This is a genomic window from Pedobacter sp. Bi126 (assembly GCF_918698245.1).
Lineage (GTDB): Bacteria > Bacteroidota > Bacteroidia > Sphingobacteriales > Sphingobacteriaceae > Pedobacter.
Window position 1 is genome coordinate 76,990 of the sequence record NZ_CAKKMS010000002.1, and the last position, 20,368, is coordinate 97,357.

9 protein-coding genes are annotated in these 20,368 nt (G+C 39.3%); all 9 read left to right on the forward strand.

All coding sequences use genetic code 11. From position 1 onward, the window contains the following. Positions 1 to 9 precede the first annotated feature (9 nt). The 9 genes from LQ201_RS05555 to LQ201_RS05595 all read left to right on the forward strand — a co-directional run bounded on the left by LQ201_RS05555 (position 10) and on the right by LQ201_RS05595 (position 20,340). Positions 10 to 1,635, forward strand: a complete 1,626-nt coding sequence (locus tag LQ201_RS05555; RefSeq protein ID WP_230139934.1) for a RagB/SusD family nutrient uptake outer membrane protein — start codon at positions 10 to 12, stop codon at positions 1,633 to 1,635. Between the two features lie 453 nt (positions 1,636 to 2,088). Continuing rightward, positions 2,089 to 5,154, forward strand: a complete 3,066-nt coding sequence (locus tag LQ201_RS05560) for a SusC/RagA family TonB-linked outer membrane protein (RefSeq protein WP_230139935.1) — start codon at positions 2,089 to 2,091, stop codon at positions 5,152 to 5,154. A gap of 4 nt (positions 5,155 to 5,158) precedes the next feature. Next, positions 5,159 to 6,862 carry a RagB/SusD family nutrient uptake outer membrane protein gene (locus tag LQ201_RS05565; protein WP_230139937.1) on the forward strand — a complete coding sequence of 568 codons (1,704 nt, stop codon included), beginning with the start codon at positions 5,159 to 5,161 and terminating at the stop codon, positions 6,860 to 6,862. Positions 6,863 to 6,896: 34 nt separating this feature from the next. Next, the gene (locus LQ201_RS05570; protein ID WP_230139939.1) at positions 6,897 to 9,986 is read left to right on the forward strand and encodes a TonB-dependent receptor; all 3,090 of its coding nucleotides are present in this window, start codon (positions 6,897 to 6,899) and stop codon (positions 9,984 to 9,986) included. 12 nt (positions 9,987 to 9,998) lie between these two features. Next, positions 9,999 to 11,744: a RagB/SusD family nutrient uptake outer membrane protein gene (locus tag LQ201_RS05575; RefSeq protein ID WP_230139941.1), complete on the forward strand. Its 1,746-nt coding sequence runs from the start codon at positions 9,999 to 10,001 to the stop codon at positions 11,742 to 11,744. Between the two features lie 912 nt (positions 11,745 to 12,656). Continuing rightward, positions 12,657 to 15,890: a TonB-dependent receptor gene (locus LQ201_RS05580; RefSeq protein ID WP_230139943.1), complete on the forward strand. Its 3,234-nt coding sequence runs from the start codon at positions 12,657 to 12,659 to the stop codon at positions 15,888 to 15,890. A 23-nt stretch (positions 15,891 to 15,913) separates the two neighbouring features. Beyond that, positions 15,914 to 17,893: a RagB/SusD family nutrient uptake outer membrane protein gene (locus tag LQ201_RS05585; protein WP_230139945.1), complete on the forward strand. Its 1,980-nt coding sequence runs from the start codon at positions 15,914 to 15,916 to the stop codon at positions 17,891 to 17,893. Between the two features lie 26 nt (positions 17,894 to 17,919). After that, complete coding sequence (locus LQ201_RS05590) at positions 17,920 to 19,119, forward strand: DUF5000 domain-containing lipoprotein (protein WP_230139947.1); 1,200 nt, start codon at positions 17,920 to 17,922, stop codon at positions 19,117 to 19,119. Positions 19,120 to 19,146: 27 nt separating this feature from the next. Beyond that, positions 19,147 to 20,340, forward strand: a complete 1,194-nt coding sequence (locus LQ201_RS05595; RefSeq protein ID WP_230139949.1) for a DUF4998 domain-containing protein — start codon at positions 19,147 to 19,149, stop codon at positions 20,338 to 20,340. Positions 20,341 to 20,368 lie beyond the last annotated feature (28 nt).

Here is a 20,368-nt window from a genome sequence, read left to right on the forward strand (position 1 = left end):
ACAATCATCATGAAAAAATATATAACCATAATTGCATCATTATCAGTGCTATTTGTTGCATTTTCATCCTGCAAAAAAGCATTTTTAGATGAGAAACCATTTTCATCATATACACCATTAACGCTCACCGATTCACTTGGATTCGAAGCCTCGTTAATTGGTTTGTATAACCATACAAGTACAATTTTTTCCTGGGCTGATCAGCAGGGCTGGCCAAGCGTTTGGCAGGTTGGAACTGATGTTGCAAATGCAACCAATAACCAGCAAGGTGTAGAAATTCCTTACTATAATTATGCTACGCTAACCTCTACTGATGGTGGTGCAGCCCGCATGTGGAATAGAGACTACATCATGGTAAACTTAACTAACATTATTGTAGATGGTATTGAAAACCCAAGTGTAACTAGCTTAAGTGCAAAAGGTAAAAGCCTGGTAAGCGCCGAAGCTAAATTTTTCAGGGCTTATGCTTACAACAACTTAGCAACTTTGTTTGGTGGTGTGCCATTGATTACACATGCATTAGCAGGGCCAAAAATAGATTTTGTAAGGGCACCTATAGCTGATGTAAATAATTTAATCGTTTCAGATTTAGTGTATGCTGCGGCAAACCTTCCTGATATTGAATCAGTTAAAACCAATTCCAAAGGCAAAATGTATGGCAGGGCAAACAAATTTATGGCTATGCAACTTCTTGCTGAAGTTTATCTCCGGATCGGGAAACCTGATTTAGCAGAGCAACAGGCACAGGCGATTATCAGTAGCGGAAAATTTAGCCTTATCAGAAGCCGTTATGGTGTTAAAACTGGCCAGCCAGGAGATTATTATTCAGATATGTTCCAATATGGCAATGAAAGAAGAGTTCAGGGCAATACAGAGGCTATTTGGGTGTTAGAGCAAGAAAATCCAACTGCGGTAGTTGGTGGTATCACCGATAATCCACAGCAAAGAAGGGTATGGGGAGCTGCTTATTACAACATTGCAGGAATGGCTTTGGCCGATTCGTTAGGCGGGCGTTCAATTGGTAGGTTGCGCTTAAGCAACTGGGTACTTTATGGTTTGTATAAAGGTAACGATATCAGGAACTCTCAATACAACATCCGTAGAAGATATTATTACAACGACCCGAATCCTATATATGCTGCAAGATATGGCAAACCGGTTCCTTTTACCGGTCCTGATACGTTAGTCAATATTTGCCCAAGTACAACCAAATGGGGCGCTTTTGATCCTAATGATACTTTTGGTTATGCGATGATCAAAGATTTTATTTTGATGCGCTTGGGCGAAACTTACCTTCTTTTAGCTGAAGCTCAGGTTGCTCAAGGTAAAACAGCTGAAGCTGCCACAACCATAAATGTACTTAGAACAAGGGCAAATGCGGCTCAGGTTAGCGCAGCTGAAATGACTAAAGATTTTATTCTTGATGAAAGAGCCAGAGAGTTGATTGGCGAAGAAAATAGGAGGATGACGCTGATGAGAACCGGAACTTTAGTAGAACGTACACTTCGTTTAAACGCGAACGATGCATCAAAACCGATTACAGGTTTAACGACAAAAAATTTGTTATTGCCAATTCCTTTAAGTGAAATACAATTAAACAAGGACGCGGTGTTGACTCAAAACCCAGGCTATTAAATCATCCGGGTTACCTAAATAATTCACTCTCCGGATCTTGCTGTAAAGAAAGGTTCGGGGAGTTTTTGTTCCCATCCGGTTTTAAGCAAGGTAACCGGTTAATCTGTTAAATCAATATCCCTTTAAGAAGATGGATTATCGAATCTTTCTTCTCTAAAGTTAAACGTTTATTTAACGTTTAATTTCTAGCCAAAAAGCGAAAAAACAGCATAAAAGGCCTAAAAGTAACAATTTAACCCCTATTTATTACCGTATTACCCCTCAGTTGAGGGGTAATTTAATGGTTACTTTGTTAGACCAAGTAACAAACAAATAAGATATGAGCAAAAAACGACATTTTATTTAACATCTTTCCCTACAAATTGAAAAGCATTTAACTAATACTTTTTTTAAATAACCATTAAATAAACCCGCTCACCTGAGCAGAATTTTTTAAACCAAACATCCCTTAGTATGCAAAAAAAATTACTACTGAAATTTTCGGTTGTGTTTTTATTGCTGTTTAAAATCATCCCGGTGCACGCTTCTAACGAGGCTAAATCTGCCCTGAATTTTAAGCAGAATATTGATACACTGCAAAAGGCTCCATCCCTCTACCTAGTTGATGAAAATCAGCTCCCCCTTGTAGGCGCTAAGCTTGTTAACACGAAAAATAAAACCAGTGCCATTACCGATCTCAACGGTATTGCTGAGTTAAGCTATGGTACTGGCGATCTGATTGAAGTTTATGCTTCAAACGCATTGGTGCTAAAACTTGAGATCAGGAAAAACCAGAATGTGATTATGGTGAGCAGCAAAAATCCAGGCGTTGCAGCATTAAAACCAGTTAGAATACTCTATGATCAAACGGTTAAACAATCGTTATCTACCATGGCAACTGATGCTGTTTATACAACAGATTTAACCAAAACTCCTGTAACTTCTATAAAATCGGCCATTACCGGACGTTTAGCTGGTTTATATACCAATCAAAATTCGGGCAGGTTAGGCTCCGAAGGCCGGACTGATGGAACCGCTTCATTACTTTCACTTGGATCATTAGGTTCTGATGCAGTCACAATGTCGCTAAGAGGACAAAATCCTGTAATTATTGTCGACGGTATACCAAGGCAACTCACCATTTTTAATATGGAAGAGATCGAGTCGATTACGGTTTTAAAAGATGCTGTTTCAACGGCAATGTTAGGTGTAAAAGGAGCAAGTGGTGCAATTTTAATTACGACCAGAAGGGGATCTAAGGCAAAGCAAACCATTTCATTTACTGCGCAAACTGCATTTCAAAAATCACTTAAACTCCCACAGAACTTAAGTTCATTTCAATATGCCAGTTTATACAACGAGGCTAGGGTGAATGATGGCCTAACACCAATTTATACAGCAGCAGACCTACAGGCTTACCAAACCGGAAGCGACCCACAAGGCCACCCCGATGTAAACTGGAAAGATTTGGTAACTAAACCCACTTCGCGTTTCAATCATTATACCTTAAATGTATCGGGAGGTAATGATTTTGGAAAATACTTTGTCGCTGTTGAGCATGTAGATCAAAATGGACTTTTCAGGACTTCAGATCTTAATACTTACAATACCGACAACGATTACAAAAGTTATGTCATCCGTTCTAATGTAGATCTGCAGATTAACAAGAAACTATCAGCAGGGATTAATCTGATGGGGCGTTTAATCAATGGAAACGAACCTGGTTATGGTTCGCAATCAATATTGGGTTCCATTTATAGTACACCGAGCAATGCCTACCCAATTTATAATCCAAATGGAAGCTTTGCTACCACTTCAACTTATCAGAACAACGTTTATGCCCAAGCTATTTCATCAGGTTATATCGGAACATATAAAAGAGATGTATCGGCCGATTTATTCTTGAAAAGAACATTTGATGAAATTACAAAAGGACTTTGGCTAAAAGCTAAGGCTTCAATTTATGCAACATTGTCTGAGAATACCTATAGAAATAAATCGTTCGCCAGTTTTTTCTATAATCCAACTACCAAAGTCTATACGCAATATGGTAGCATTGGTACACAAAACAATTATACAGGCATTAATTACCAGGGGCACTCAGATTATGAGGAGCTAACACTTGGTTACGACCGCAATTTTAACAAACATGGTGTAAGTGCAGTTTTACTCGCCAACCACGATAATTCATTTACAGGTTCAGATCTTCCTTATACGGTACAAGGGATTTCGGGAAAGGCATCGTTTAATTTCGATGAGAAATATGTTGCTGATGTGGCTTTTGGATACAATGGATCAAATTATTATCCGCCATCAGGCGATTATAAATATGGATTTTTTCCTGCCGTGGCTTTAGCCTGGAACATCAATAAAGAAAATTTTTTAAACGATACTAAATGGTTAAGTGGCTTAAAACTGTATGGTTCTTACGGTAAAACCGGAAACGATAATCCTGGCTACTTCGTTTACATTCAAAGGTATTTTGATGGAACAGCTACTTATTTTGGTTCTACTCCAGGTTCTAATACCAGTATTTATGAACAGCCTTTAGCCAATCCTAATATTACATGGGAAAAAGCAAATAAATTTAATATAGGCTTACAGGGTGCGGTTTTAGATAACAAGTTGAGTTTTACTGTCGAATATTATCGTAATAAATATTACGACCTGTTGATGCAGAGAGGTAAAAACTCTGCGCTTATCGGACAGAACTACCCATTAGAAAACATTGGCCAGAGCAGATATACCGGTTGGGATTTCAAACTGAATTTCCAGCAAACGGTGAATGATTTTAGCTATTATGTTGCCGCTACAGGTGGATTGCAACAATCGAAAGTGCTCTATCAAAATGAGGTAAACCAACCTTTCCCTTGGATGGCCAGAACCGGACAGGCCGTTGGCCAGCGCTTTGGATACATTGCTGACGGCTTATTTCAAAATAACGCTGAAGTAAATAGTAGTGCCAAATTGGAAGGATACACCGCACAGCCTGGTGATATTAAATACCGCGACCTGAATGGAGATGGAATCATCAATCAGTTGGATCAAACAGCAATCGGTAATGCAAAACCATTGTTTTACTATGGCTTAAATTTAGGCTTTCAATTTAAAGGATTCGATTTTAGTGCGTTGATACAAGGGGCAATGAACCGCACCATTTACCTGAACGGAAATACAGAGTGGGCCTTTCAAAACAACGGTTTTGGACAGGCTTGGGAACAAAATCTCGACCGTTGGACTCCTCAAACAGCAGCTACCGCTACTATGCCCAGATTATCGATTGGTACAAACATCAATAACGAAGCTGCCTCTACTTTCTGGCAGCACTCGGGCAATTACGTACGCTTAAAAAATGTTGAGGTAGGTTACACGATACCGGACTATTGGACCAAGAAAATTGGTTTACAGAGCATCAGGGTATTTGGCAATGCTACCAATTTGCTAACACTAGCCGCTTACGATCGCGTAGATCCGGAGGTGTATAATGGCAACTATCCAATCCAGCGATCGATCAACATGGGTATCAACATTAAACTTTAATCACATGAAAAATTTTAAACAATATATCATACTTGCGCTATTTGGTTTTCAGGTGGCTATGGCCATTACTTCATGTAAAAAGGTAGAAACCGAACCTCGCGATTGGATTCAGGCAGATTTAGTTTGGGATGATCAGGATAAAAACGGAACTGTGGCAGGTTTCTTTTTAAACAGTGTATACAACTACATGCCAAGTGGTTTTAACCGGATAGACGGCGATTTTTTAGATGCAGCTTCAGGAGATGCTATTCCGTCAAGAAACAACACTCAGGTAGAATATTTTACAAATGGCAGGATAAGTACGCTAAACAATCCCGATCCTTATTGGGGTAACAGTTACTATGGCATTAGAGCGGCCAATATTTTTCTGGCCAATATCAATGTGGTGCCGGTTGCTGCGCTTACCAAACAATATTGGAGAGCAGAGGCCAGGTACATCAGGGCATTGTTATATTTCGAATTATTAAAAAGATATGGTGGTGTTCCATTAATCGGCAATAAAGTTTTCACGCTTGAAGATAACCTCGAATTGCCAAGAAATAGTTTTGCTGATTGCATAAATTATATCATTAGTGAATGTGATGCAGTTAAAGATAGCTTAAGATTAGAAACAGGTGCAAATTATACCACTTCGGATTGGGGCAGAATTCCTAAAGGAGCAGCAATTGCTTTAAAATGCAGGGCTTATTTATATGCGGCAAGTCCTTTATATAATGGTGGTGGTGTAGAATCAAATGGAACATTAAAAGCCTTAACAGGTTATCCAACAGCCGATGCTACCCGTTGGCAAAAAGTAATTGATGCTGCGGTAGAACTTAATGCTTTAAATTATTACCAACTTCAGCCTGTATTTAACAATGTATTTTTAACCAATAAAAATACTGAAGTTATACTGAGCAAACAGGCTGCAGTAAATACAGGTATAGAAACCACCAATGCACCATCTGGTTATGGAGCACCTGCATTGAGTAATGGTAGAACAAGTCCGACGGCCGATTTGGTGAATGCATTTACCATGCGGAGCGGGTTGCCGATTACCGATGCGGCATCTGGTTACAATCCGGCGGCGCCTTATACCAACAGAGACCTTCGGTTAGATTATACCATTTTTTATAACGGCGTAAACTGGTTAAACCGAGGGGTGCAAACCTTCGAGGGGGGGTTGGATAAACCGGGAGGGACAACGGTGCAAACCCGTACAGGTTACTACCTGCGCAAGTTTATGGGGAATTTTGCTACCAATAGTACTTACACCAACCAATCGCATAATTTTATCATTTTCAGATATGCCGAAATTATTCTCAATTATGCAGAGGCATTAAACGAGGTAGGCAGAACAGAAGATGCCGTTAAGCAGATTATTCTTTTACGTACCAGAGCAGGAATAACAGCAGGCACAAACACGCGTTATGGCATTCCTGTTGGGATCTCTCAGGAGAGTATGAGAACGCTGATTATGAATGAAAGAAGGGTAGAACTTGCTTTTGAAGAACACCGTTTCTGGGATATCCGAAGGTGGAAAATTGCACCGACCGTATTGAGTGGAGCATTGAACGGTACTAAGATTACCAAAAATGCCAACAACACTTTCACGTACGAAAATATTCCGGTAGTGACTTCAGTTTTTACCAATAAACTTTACCACATGCCGGTACCTTATGCAGAAACAACCAAAAACAGTCAACTGCTTCAAAACGAGGGTTGGTAAACAATCAGTACAAAATCCAATATAAGATCATAATATGAAACATATATATCAATATTTACTGGTGTTGCTTGTGCTTTTAACCTCCAATTTGGTTATGGCACAAAACCAGGTCGTATCGGGAACTGTTAGCGATGCTACAGGACCTATAGTAGGCGCTTCTGTGAAAGAGAAAGGCTTAGCAACCAATGGGGTAGTTACCGATGGGAAAGGGAATTATACCCTCCGGTTAAAGGGAACAAGCGGTACCATAGTGGTTTCATTTGTCGGCTCAACTCCGAAAGAAGTTGTGGTAGGCAACAGAAAAACTGTTAACATTCAATTAGAAGACGATGTGCAGGGCTTAGAGCAGGTTGTGGTTATCGGCTACGGTAAACAGAAAAAAATAACCTTAACCGGATCTATGAGTACCATAACCGGGGCTGATATCCGTCAAAATCCGTCTGCCAGTTTACAAAACACCTTGGTTGGCAGGTTGCCTGGTTTCTTTTCTCAACAACGTTCTGGTGCACCAGGATCAGATGGCGCAACATTTTTTATCAGGGGTATCAGTTCGTACAATGGCGGCTCTACCACACCTTTAATCATTGTAGATGATATTGAATACAGTCCAGAGCAGTTTGCAGCCATTGATGCCAACGAGGTAGAAAACATCAGTATCCTTAAAGACGCTGCAACCACAGCAATTTATGGTATTAAAGGAGCAAACGGGGTGGTGGTTGTTACTACGCGTAGAGGTAAACTGGGTACACCACAGATTACCTTTAGAAGTGAATACAGTGTAATGCAGCCTACGGTTATGCCAAAGTTTTTAGATGCTTACGAATCGGCAAAGTTATATAACCAGGCCAGGGCAAATGATGGTTTGGCCCCAAGATTTACGGAAACCGATCTGCAGAAATATCAGGATGGTTCTGATCCATACGGACATCCTAACAACGACTGGAAAAAGATTTTGTTCAAAGATTTCAGTAGCCAGGTAAAAGGTAATTTTGATATCTCGGGCGGTACAGAAAAAGTAAAGTATTTTGTTTCAGCAGGTTTCCTATATCAGGATGGTATGTTGCGGAATTACGGCGAAGAGCAAGGTGTAAACTCCAATTTCTACTATAACCGGTACAATTACCGTTCAAATCTGGATATTAAGGCCACCAATACAATGGATATCAGAATCGATTTGTATGGTAATTTAGGCGTAACCAATACCAATAACATCGGTAGTGCTTTTGGTTATAACGATATCTTTTACGATTATGTAAGTTTTGCTTCGCTAGCTCCATTCAATTATCCGGTTTACAATCCCGATGGAAGTTTTGGCTATAGCAAGTGGCAAAGAGACGAGAACCCGAACTACAATCAAAATAATATTGTTGGGAGGATTACGCATTATGGTTATAACCGCAAATACGGTAATAACATGAATTTAGTGGCCAATGTAAACCAGAAATTAGATTTTATTACCAAAGGATTATCGATAAAAGGGGTGCTTTCTTACGCAAGTACCTACGATTATACCAGAAGTATGACGAGAGATCAGTTTCCATCTTTTATCTACAATTCAGATAACAATACTTACGAACCCAGAGATCCGAATATTTATCGTGTAAGAAGATATTTTATCGGCTACGGAGCGGGTAGTACCGTCAGGAATTTAACTACTCAGGCCATATTAAATTACGATAGAAGTTTTAACAGCCACCACGTTTATGGAACAGCATTAACCAATATCAATACGGTAATCAAATACAATGATAATGCGGTTTACAATTTTGTGCCAAACAACTTTAAAGGTTATACCGGCCGTGTAGGTTATGATTATGATGATAAATATTTATTTCAGTTTAATGCGGCTTACAATGGTTCAGATCGTTTTGTGAGCAAGAAAAAGTATGGTTTTTTTCCAGCAGCATCTGCCGGATGGGTGGTATCGAACGAGAAATTCTGGAAGGATAACGTAAAGTTCATCGATTTTTTAAAGTTTAGAGGCTCCTACGGTATTGTAGGTAACGACCGCATCGGCGATGGCTTTAACTACTACTATCAGCAAAATTACAGCAATGGAGGTAATGCATCTTTTGGTTATTCAGACAATACACAAACCGGAATTTCAGAAGGTACATTGGGTAATGATGATGTAACCTGGGAAAAGGAAAAGAAAACAGACGTAGCGATGGAATTTGGTCTCTTCGGAAGCAAGATCACAGGTTCAATCGATTTGTTCCACAATGTAAGAAGTGATATTTTAACTTCAAGAGGTACAGTTTCATCAATTTTTGGTGTGGGTCTGCCGCCTGTAAATTTGGGTAAAGTACAAAACCAGGGTGGTGAAATCGAGATCAGCTATAGAGATAAGATTGGCAATGTAGATTTCTCTGTGAGGGCAAATTACTCACTGGCCAAAAACAAGATTCTTTACCGCGACGAACCTACTCCTGCTTATCCTTATCAGGCATTTACAGGTAACAGTATCGGCCAGATCTTAACCTATCAGTGGATTGGTTTTTATACTTCGGCAGCTGAAATTGCTTCAAGTCCGGTTCCTCAAACCACACCAAGAATTGGCGATTTAAAATATGCCGATTTAAATGGTGATGGTAAAATTGATGGTTATGATATGTCTATAAATGGAGATCCGAATTTACCAAATACAAACTACGGTTTGGAGCTTCGAGCCAACTATAAAAACTTCGGTTTAAGTTTATTGTTTCAGGCCGCAACCAACTTTAATGTTCGTGGGGTGGCAGAAGCCATCCAGGCATTTTCCTCTAATTTAACTTCGATCCACCAAAACTCGTGGACACCAGCACTGGGAGATGCAGCACAATATCCATTACTTTCTTTAAGTCCCGGTTTAAGCAGTCCTTCCGCCTATCCATCAACATTCTGGATGGTTTCGGGAAATTATCTTCGATTAAAGAATGCAGAGTTCAGTTATAACTTTCCTCAAAAACTCACTGAAAGATTAAAAGTACAGAGTATTCGTACCTACATCAATGGATATAACCTCCTCACCTGGTCGAGCTTGGATAAACGTTATCAGTTCGATCCAGAGTCGAATTCAGGGCAGGATAGAATTAAATATCCACCACAAAAAATGATCAATTTAGGTTTAAGTGTTACGTTTTGATAATTGATTGACATGAAAAAAATAGTATTAATGATATGTTTATGTGCTTCAATGGCAGCATGTAAAAAAAATAGCGATTTCTTAGATAGTAAAGCGGATACCGGAGAAACTGAGGCTTCTGTGTTTTCAGATAGTTTAAAATCTATCCGCTTTCTTACCCAGATTTATAGCAGTTCATCTTATAGTTTTGCAAAAGGGCGTTTTAGCAGCCACGGAAATACCGAAATGGCTACCGATGATGCGGAATATGCCTATTCAGGACCAACACAGAATGCGGTGATCATGTACAACGGGACACTTTCGCCAACCAACTTTTGGAGTGGGGGTGGTTTGCCTGATTTTTGGACAACCCCGTATACCAATATCCGTAGGGTAAATCTGATGTTATCTAAATTGCCCGTTATTCCACTTTCAGAAGCGAAGAAGAAACGTATTACCGGCGAATTGAAATTTTTGCGGGCATGGTACTATCACTTGCTGCTGATCAATTTTGGTGGAATTCCGCTTGAAGGTGATAATGTTTACGGCATTACCGATGTGATCGATCTTCCCCGGTCATCATTTGACGAATCCGTTAATTACATTACGGCTGAGCTTGATGCTGCAGCAAATATTTTACCCATTGCCACTGATTATGCAGAACAGGATTATGGAAGGGCAACTAAAGGAGCTTGTTTAGCACTAAAATCGAGGGTTTTATTGTATGCTGCCAGCCCGTTGTTTAATGGTGGCGCCATAACCCAGGCATCGGCAGCTGTAAAGCCAATTGTAAGTTACCCCAGTTATAGTGTGGCACGTTGGCAAAAAGCAGCTGACGCTGCTGAAACGTTAATTAATACAGGCACCTACAGCTTGTTCGAAGATAATGTAACTGCTCCGGGTTATGGTTTTTACAATGTGTTTTTAAAACGGGTTAATTCTGAGTATATTTTCAGCTTTAACCGACCGTCTAACCGCGATTTTGAAGGTTATTATAATCCACCATCAAGGGGAGGCGCAAAAAATTCTACACCAACACAGCAACTGGCAGCAGCTTTCCCAATGAAAAATGGAAAAGCAATTACCGACCCTACTTCTGGCTATGATGCAGCAAACCCGTACACAAACCGCGATCCGAGATTTGGTTATTCCATTATCTACAATCAATCGCTGTATTACAGCACCACAACCAGTACTAAAATTGTGGTAAATACCTATAATGGTGCTGCAACTGATGGGTATACTTCAAACGGGACAGGACCAACAACAACGGGTTATTATGCCCGCAAAATGTGCGACGAAAATATATCGAGCAACAGTTCTTTCAATACAGAAAGGGGCTGGCCGTTAATCCGCTATGCAGAAATTTTGTTGAATTATGCAGAAGCCATTAACGAAACCGGACAAACAGCACTGGCATATCCCAAACTAGTAGCCATTCGTAAAAGAGCAGGTATAACAGCTGGTGCTGATAATTTATATGGTTTAAAGGCCAATATGTCTGTTGATGAAATGAGAGCAGTTATTCAGAACGAACGCCGCATCGAACTGATGAATGAAGATCACCGTTGGAATGATATTAGAAGATGGAAAATTGCTGTTGATGTAAACAATGGTTTTAATAAAGCAATCAATATTACTAAAACAGGTAATGTGTATACGTATCAGGTGGTGAATACCATCCGTCAGCACGTATTTAATCCACAACATTATTTAATGCCAATTCCACAGTCGGAAGTTTCGAAGATGCCTTCAATGCTTCAAAACCCTGGCTATTAACCTATTTGAATTTAATGATTAACTACTCTCCTTATCTTTCTGCAAAGAAAGATAAGGAGAGTTTTTTGTTTTATATACAAATAAGTATACACATCAACCGGAATCCTCCTTACAACAAACAGCCTAAATGGCTATACCGCCACAACCTTCGATATAGAACGTTTATTGCTGCAGCTTAATCAAAATAAGCACTTCAGAAGACAGATCTAAAACAGATCGTACAAGCCAATTTTTACCCCAACAGGGAAAGTGATCTGAATAGGCGTTTTAAATTAAACGTCAATTAAACGTTTAATTTTTATTGAAAGTCTTAAAATCACTGGAAATGGACTAAAAATAACAATTTAACCCCTACTTATTACCGTATTACCCCTCACTACGAGCGCTTTTTTTATAGTTAATTTGTTTCAACCAAGTATAAGAATATTAGATCGATCCAGATTATTCCAGATTAACTACCTAGAATAATTAATGGATGCAGCAAATTTAGAGCGGCTGTATCCTGTTTTTTTAAGAAGCAAAAACCTAAACCTTTAACGGATCATGAAAAGATTAAAACAAACAAACAAATACCCCCATTACGGTCTAACTAATTGCTGATTGAAGGTTTGCTTGAAATCAGTATTACCCTTAACAAATTATTCATCCTTAACCCCAAAATTATGAAGAAAGCTAAATCTACTCAACATTCCGTTTTTTAAAACCGCCGGCAAAATAAAATAACATTAGTGCTTTTTAATAAAAAGCACACTAATCAATACCAATTGCCAGGGATAAGCGCATTGCGCTATTTCCCAAACCATACTGACGAATATTTCGATTGGATGACTGCCTAATGCCTCTACGAGCGCAAGATGATGGTAATCTATCTGGCCGGATATTGATATAGCTAACCATTTTTAAACCATTTTTATGAAGAAAAAACTACCGAAAAAAATCCCGCTACACCAGCAGGGTATTACCCTTAGGTCAATCTTAAAATTTTTGATCTATTTAGTAATTACAATTTCTAGCTTAACAGTATCTGCACAAACAGATGTAACGGTTAGGGGGATAGTAAAAGACACTGTGGGCGGTTTGCCAGGTGTAAACGTAAAAGTTTCGGGCACCAACCGTGGAATATCTACCGACGAGTTTGGCCGGTATACCATCAAATTGCCAAGAACAGGTAAATTGTTGTTCTCACTGGTGGGTTATAAACCCAAAAATGTTGCCATTGCCAATTACGATAAAAATGCCGAAGGCGTTTATGTAATTAATGTAACCCTCTCATCAGATGCCAATTCATTAGAAGAAGTTGCAGTGGTGGGTTTTGGCACACAGAAAAAAACGAGTGTAATCAGTTCCATCACCGCCATTAATCCTAAAGAGCTTAAAGGGCCAACCAGTAACCTAACTACTATGATGGCGGGCAGGGTAGCTGGTATGATTGCTTATCAGAGAAGTGGTGAGCCTGGTGCAGATAATGCCCAGTTTTTTATCCGTGGTTTAGGAACTTTCGGTGCAGGTAAACAAGATCCTTTAATCCTGATCGATGGTATCGAATCAAGCCAGAACGATATGGCACGTTTGCAGCCTGATGATATTTCTTCTTTTAACGTACTTAAAGATGCAACAGCGTCGGCAGTTTATGGTGCCAGGGGTGCAAATGGTGTAGTACTTATTTTAACTAAATCGGGCGTTGCAGGTCAAACAAAATTTGGGTTCAGGGCCGAGTCGTCACTCTCCTCAAATACTAAAAACTTCCAGTTTGCGGATAATGTAACGTATATGAAGCTGGCAAATGAAGCTGCGCTTACCCGTAACAGGTTGGCCATATTACCATATCTCCAAACTAAAATTGATGCAACTGCTGCGGGCGAAAATGAATTGCTTTACCCAAACAACAATTGGATAGAACAATTGATAAAAGATTATACCACGAATCAAAGATATAACATAAATATCTCTGGAGGGGGTACTAAGGCGAGCTACTATATTGCAGGCACTTACAATATTGATAATGGGGTATTAAAAGTTGCCGATCTAAATAACTTTAACAGTAATATCAAGTTAAAAAATTATTCTGTCCGTTCTAATGTAAATATTAACCTAACCAACACCACCGAAGCAATTATCCGTGTTTATGGGCAGTTTGACGATTATACCGGTCCGGTAGGGGGCGGTGGAGCTACATTTAACAGGGCAATTTGGTCTAACCCGGTAATGTTTCCAGCGGTTTATCCGGCAAGTTTATCGCCTTTTAGCAACCACCCTTTATTTGGTAATGCGATTTCACCGAGAGGTGGTTTATATATGAATCCTTTTGCCGAAATGGTAAAAGGTTATCAGGATAAAAATGCTTCTACACTACAAACGCAGATAGAAATTAAGCAGGATTTAAAATTTATTACACCAGGCTTAACCGCCAGGATGATGAGTTATGCCCGTAGATATTCTTATTTTGATATTTCTCGCGCTTACAGCCCTTTTTATTATTCATCTACTGAGCAGCCAGATAAATCAATCGGACTTACCTTAATTAATGGTGGCGGTGCATTATCAATTGGTCAGGTAGGTACCGAATATCTAGGTTACTCGGAAGGTAAAAAGGATTTAAATTCAACTTTTTATGCCGAGTTTTCTGCAAACTACAACCGTACTTTTAAAGAGAAACATGCAGTAGGCGTGATGTTGATTACAACCATGAGAAATTATCTGGCTGCAAATCCGGGTAGTCTTCAGCTATCTTTACCATCGCGTAATCAGGGAGTATCAGGAAGAGCTACTTATGGATACGATAACCGTTATTTAGCCGAGTTCAACTTTGGGTATAATGGTTCTGAACGTTTTGCAGAAAATACCCGTTTTGGTTTCTTTCCTTCATTCGGTTTAGGATACATTATTTCTAATGAAAACTATTTTAAGCCACTTACAAGCGTAATCAATAGTTTAAAGTTAAGGGCAACCTTTGGTTTGGTGGGTAACGATCAGATCGGAAATGATTCCGATCGTTTCTTCTACCTTTCTGAAGTAAACATGAACAACGGAACATTTGGTTCGAGCTTTGGCGAAGATGGTTTATACTATAGAGATGGTATTTCGATTTCGCGTTATTCTAATCCATTCATTACCTGGGAAAAATCTAAACAAACCAACATTGGTTTAGATATGACCTTGTTTAACAGCTTGAATTTAACATTCGATATTTATAAAAACGAGCGTTCGAACATTTTAACCGACAGAACGTTTATTCCAAGTTCAATGGGCTTACAGGCATCTGTACGGGCAAATACCAATAAAGCCGAAAGTAAAGGTGTCGATTTCTCTGCCAGCTATAACAAATCATTTCACAACGGCATGTTCCTACAAATGAGGGGAAACTTTACTTATGCCACCAATAAGATATTAATTTATGATGAACCTTCATTTAGTACCAAAGAGGCTTATCGCTACCATATTGGTTTACCCACTACCCAATCATTCGGTTACATTGCCGAACGTTTATTTATTGATGATGCAGAAGCTAAAAACTCACCTGTGCAATTTGCAGGCGTACCGGGCTTAGACTATGGTGGTGGCGATATTAAGTATAGAGATGTAAATGGCGATGGTATTATCAGTGATGTAGACCAGGTGCCTATTGGTTTACCTACCAGTCCTGAAATCGTTTATGGTTTTGGAGGTACGTTTGGTTTTAAAGGCTTCGATATCTCTGCATTTTTACAAGGTTCGGCCAGGTCTTCATTTTTCATTAATCCAGGTAATATTTCCCCTTTCGTACTCAATAACGAAACTGGCAATCCTAACGTTACACAAAATGGATTATTAGAGGTAATAGCCAACAGCCACTGGTCTGAGCAAAATAGAGACAGCTATGCCTTCTGGCCGCGTTTAAGTCCGAATTTTGTAAATAACAATACGCGTACCTCAACCTGGTGGATGCGTAACGGGTCTTTCTTAAGATTAAAGAGCGTAGAACTTGGTTATAATCTGCAAACCAAACTGCAAAAAAGACTTGGTCTTAATAGTGCCAGGGTTTATGTAAATGCGACCAACCTATCCAGTTTTAGCAATTTTAAACTTTGGGATCCCGAAATGGGCGGAAATGGCTTAGGCTATCCTGTACAAACAGTATATAATTTAGGTTTAAATGTTTCATTCTAACGATTGAGCTTAAAAAGATAAATATGAAAATCAACAATATTTTATTTCGAAAAGATACGGCAAAGCCAGGTTTAGCTAAACTTATGCTGGCCATACTCGCTATCGTGATATCCATTAGTTCTTGTAAAAAATACCTGGATATTGTGCCTGACAACGTAGCTACAATAGATAATGCCTTTACACTAAGAAATGAGGCCGAAAAATACCTGTTTACCTGTTACTCCTTTCTTCCAAAAGATGGAGATCCATTACTGAATGCCGGTTTCATGGCTAGTGATGAAATATGGACCTCGTTAGATGAAAGAGAGTTTATTTCTTACGGCTGGCGGATGGCCAGAGGTAGCCAGGGCGCCGAAAACCCATATTTAGATGCCTGGAATGGGCGCTATCAGGGTGGTGGCAATGGTGATAACTTTGGGATGTTCAAAGCCATTAGAAACTGTAATATTTTTCTGGAAAATGTACAGGATGTAAGCAAAATACCAGATTTAAGCTTAGATGAAAGACAAAGATGGATTGCGGAGGTTAAGTTTTTAAAAGCTTATTATAATTTTTATCTCTTAAGGATGTACGGTCCTATTCCAATTATTGATGTCAATTTAGGAATTAGTGCTACTGAAGAAGATGTGAGGGTTAAAAGAATGCCTTTTGATGAATGTGTAAACTATGTAGTTGGATTATTGGATCAGGCTATTCCTAACCTACCTCAAATTATTACGGATAAAAGCACTGAACTTGGACGTATTACAAAGCCCATAGCACTTGCTATAAAAGCAAAACTGCTGTTAACTGCTGCAAGCCCGCTGTTTAATGGCAATACCGACTATAGTAATTTTAGAGATAAGGATGGGGTAGTGTTGTTTAATACCACTTACGATGCCAATAAATGGAAAAGAGCTTCCGATGCTGCCAAAGCAGCAATTGAAGGTGCAGAAGCAGCAGGATTTAAGTTATATCAGTTTCCGGGTACCACCTTTAAACTATCAGATACTACCTTGAGGCAATTAACCATTAAGGGTGCAGTAACTGAGCGTTTCAATGTAAACCTGGAGCATGTTTGGGCAAATCCGAACAGCAGAACCTTTAACATGCAAAGAGCTGCTATGCCGCGTTTAGCTGCAACTGTGGTGGTTGGTAGTGCCAGGCAGCAATTGGCGCCACCATTAAAAATCGCCGAAATGTTTTACAGCAGAAATGGCGTGCCGATCAATGAAGATAAAACCCTCGATTTTACCAATAAATATACCCTGAGAACAGCCGTTAAAAGTGAGCGGTTTTATGTTAAAGAAGGTTACACCACGGCGAGGATCAATTTTGATAGAGAGCCAAGGTTTTATGCCGATTTAGGCTTTGATGGTGGTGTTTGGTACAAATATGATAGTCCAACCAATTCTGACGAGGGAACATTTGTTTTAGAAGGAAAATCTAATCAGGTTGCCGGTGCAAACAACTTTGGATGGTACAACGAAACCGGCTATTTTATCAAGAAACTGGTAGATTGGAACATGATTAATGGTACCAACGGTGCCAGTTACCGCGATTATCCATGGCCGCAGGTAAGAATGGCAGATCTTTATTTAATGTATGCCGAAGCTTTAAACGAAACACTGGCCAGCCCTTCTGCTGATGTTTACGATTACATTAACAAGATTAGAACAAGGGCTGGGTTACAAACGGTGCAAACCTCATGGACTACTTATTCCAACAATCCGGGCAAGTACACTTCAAAAGACGGGATGCGCGAAATTATCCAGCAAGAAAGACTGATTGAGATGGCATTTGAAGGTAGCCGCTACTGGGATATTAAGCGTTGGAAACGAGCTGCAGAAATGTTTAACCAATCCATTACCGGATGGAGCGTTTATCAGCCAACGGCTTCAGAGTATTACCGTGTTAGAACCATATTTAACCAGAATTTTGTAGCACCACGTGATTATTTGTGGCCGCTAAGAACTTATGATTTAACAGTTAACCCTAAACTGGTTCAAAACCCAGGTTGGTAGTATTAATTTTTGTAAAAATATTCAATATGAAAAGAATGAATAGAAATCTGCTTGTGTTGCTGTTTGGTTTAGCAGTAGCCTTTTCGAGTTGCAAGGAAGAAGAGATTGTTCCGCTGGAAAAAAATACCAATCCTCCCGGAAAAGTGTCCAATGTTACCGTTACCAATGGTGCAGGCAATGCAACCATTACCTTCAGCTTACCTAGCGATAAAGATTTATTGTATATAAAAGCTGTATACAATTTAGCCAACGGCCAACAAATGGAAGTGAAAACTTCTTATTATGGCAATAGTTTATTGGTAGAAGGATTTGGAGATACCAATGAGCATGAGGTAAAAGTATATAGTGTAAACAGAAGTGAAACCGCTTCAGAACCTGTTATTGTTAAGGTTAAACCACTGGAAAACCCAATTTGGGGTGTTTACAGAAGTTTAAAAGCTGTTGCTGATTTTGGCGGATTAAACTTTAAAGGCACTAACCCATCAAAAGCCGATCTGGCCATAGAGGTTTTGGTTTTATCGAAAGGTAAATATATACCAACAGCAAAAAATATTTATACCGCCGCTATAGATATCGATCAATCCGTTAGGGGCTTAGATACTTTAAGCCAAAAATTTGCCATAACCATTAGAGATCGGTGGTTAAACTATAGCGATACGCTTTTTACCACATTAAAGCCACTTTACGAAACGGTTTTATCTAAATCGACCTATAAAGAAGTGATTTTACCAACAGATACTCCACAAGAATATTCAAACACGGGGGTAGCTAAAATGTGGGACGGAAACATTATCGATTGGCCTAGTGTATGCTTAACCAAAACCACAGTATTAACGCCGCAATGGGTAACTTTTGATCTGGGTAAAATTGCCACACTTAGCCGTATTGTGGTTTGGAATTATCCTGAATACCTTAACGCTGGCCGTACCTATTATTATGGTGGCAATTTAAAAGATTTTGAAATCTGGGGTACCGATAACCCACCTGCTGACGGAAGTTTTAATAACTGGGTAATGTTGGGTAAATACAGCTCTCAAAAACCTTCAAAAAGTGCTTATGGTGTACAAACAAGTGAAGATTATGCTTTTGCAAATGCTGGCATAAGCTACAATTTTGCCGTAGGCCTTAAAAAAGTAAGGTATATCCGCATAAAATCTATTAATAATTGGCAGGGTAACTCATTTATGAGTGTATCAGAAGTTCAACTTTATGGAGACCCAAGATAGAGGCAATAACTTAACAGAATTTTAGAGATGAATAATCAAAAAATAAATATAAGAACCATAAAACTAGCTTTTATGATCCTGTTGGCTGGCGCTTACCTCGCCTGTACAAAAGCCGACGACTATAAAAAATTTACCGAAACGGGAGAGATTTCTTACACTGGGAAATTGGATTCAGTAAAAGTAATGTCTGGAAATAATAGGGTGTATATCCGTGGATTGTTTCTCGCCGATCCAAAAGTGACGCAGTGTAAAATCTTTTGGAATAATAAAGCCGATTCTGTCGTTATTCCCGTAAAGAAAAAATATCCCATCGATACGTTGAAATACTTTGTAGAAAATGTAAAAGAGGGTGTACAGAATTTCGAAATCTATACCTATGATGGTGTTGGGAATAAATCAATTCCGGTATACAAAACGGGGAGGTCTTATGGCCAGAGGTATCAATCATCCTTGTTTAACCGGCCAATAGAATCTGCTTTTACTGATGCAAGTGGGCTAACTAAAATTACCTGGCAGGGAATGGACCGTTTAACAGGTGTGTTTGCTACTGAAGTAGAATACACGAACCTGAGTAATGTAATTAAAAAGATCAGGGCTAAAATTGATGAGACAACAACTTCTATCTCAGATATTAAGCCAGGTACCACACTTAGGTACCGTACGTTGTTTTTACCTGATACCGTTTCAATCGATACATTTTCAACTGCTTTTCAAACACAGCGGGTAGGAGCCGATATCACCTCAACCTATTTTAAAAATAAAGGTAATCCATTCTTAGCTGCTGCAAGTGGTGGCAGATGGCGTAATATTGCCGATTGGACCGTTACTGCAAATATTAAAAATCATGGTGGCTTAGGTGGCTGGTGCTCGGATCAAGGTGGCTGTTTGGCAATGGAAATGGGCTGGGATGGCACTGCACAAATTACCAATGGTAAAATATACCAAACTTTTACGCTTCCGGCAGGCAGCTATAGTTTCGAAATTACCATGGCTAAAAATGAAGCAAAGGATCCGGTTTACATTGTAGCAGCAGCTGGTAATACCCTGCCAGATGTAGCCGATGTATCAACTTCATTGGGTTATACCAATTTTGCAAATAATAAGTTCCAGTTTACATTAACACAATCAACAACAGTTTCAATAGGCTTTCTTGCCACGATGCTGTCGGCATCAGGAAACCAATTCTGGATTGTAAAAGAAGTAATGCTTAAATCACTTTAACAGTATTTAAGGTTAATTGCATATTCTC

Coding starts and splice junctions, on each gene's coding strand:
- LQ201_RS05575 (WP_230139941.1), top strand. CDS start 9,999: ATGAAAAAAATAGTATTAATGATATGTTTATGTGCTTCAATGGCAGCA.
- LQ201_RS05590 (WP_230139947.1), top strand. CDS start 17,920: ATGAAAAGAATGAATAGAAATCTGCTTGTGTTGCTGTTTGGTTTAGCA.
- LQ201_RS05555 (WP_230139934.1), top strand. CDS start 10: ATGAAAAAATATATAACCATAATTGCATCATTATCAGTGCTATTTGTT.
- LQ201_RS05560 (WP_230139935.1), top strand. CDS start 2,089: ATGCAAAAAAAATTACTACTGAAATTTTCGGTTGTGTTTTTATTGCTG.
- LQ201_RS05565 (WP_230139937.1), top strand. CDS start 5,159: ATGAAAAATTTTAAACAATATATCATACTTGCGCTATTTGGTTTTCAG.
- LQ201_RS05580 (WP_230139943.1), top strand. CDS start 12,657: ATGAAGAAAAAACTACCGAAAAAAATCCCGCTACACCAGCAGGGTATT.
- LQ201_RS05585 (WP_230139945.1), top strand. CDS start 15,914: ATGAAAATCAACAATATTTTATTTCGAAAAGATACGGCAAAGCCAGGT.
- LQ201_RS05595 (WP_230139949.1), top strand. CDS start 19,147: ATGAATAATCAAAAAATAAATATAAGAACCATAAAACTAGCTTTTATG.
- LQ201_RS05570 (WP_230139939.1), top strand. CDS start 6,897: ATGAAACATATATATCAATATTTACTGGTGTTGCTTGTGCTTTTAACC.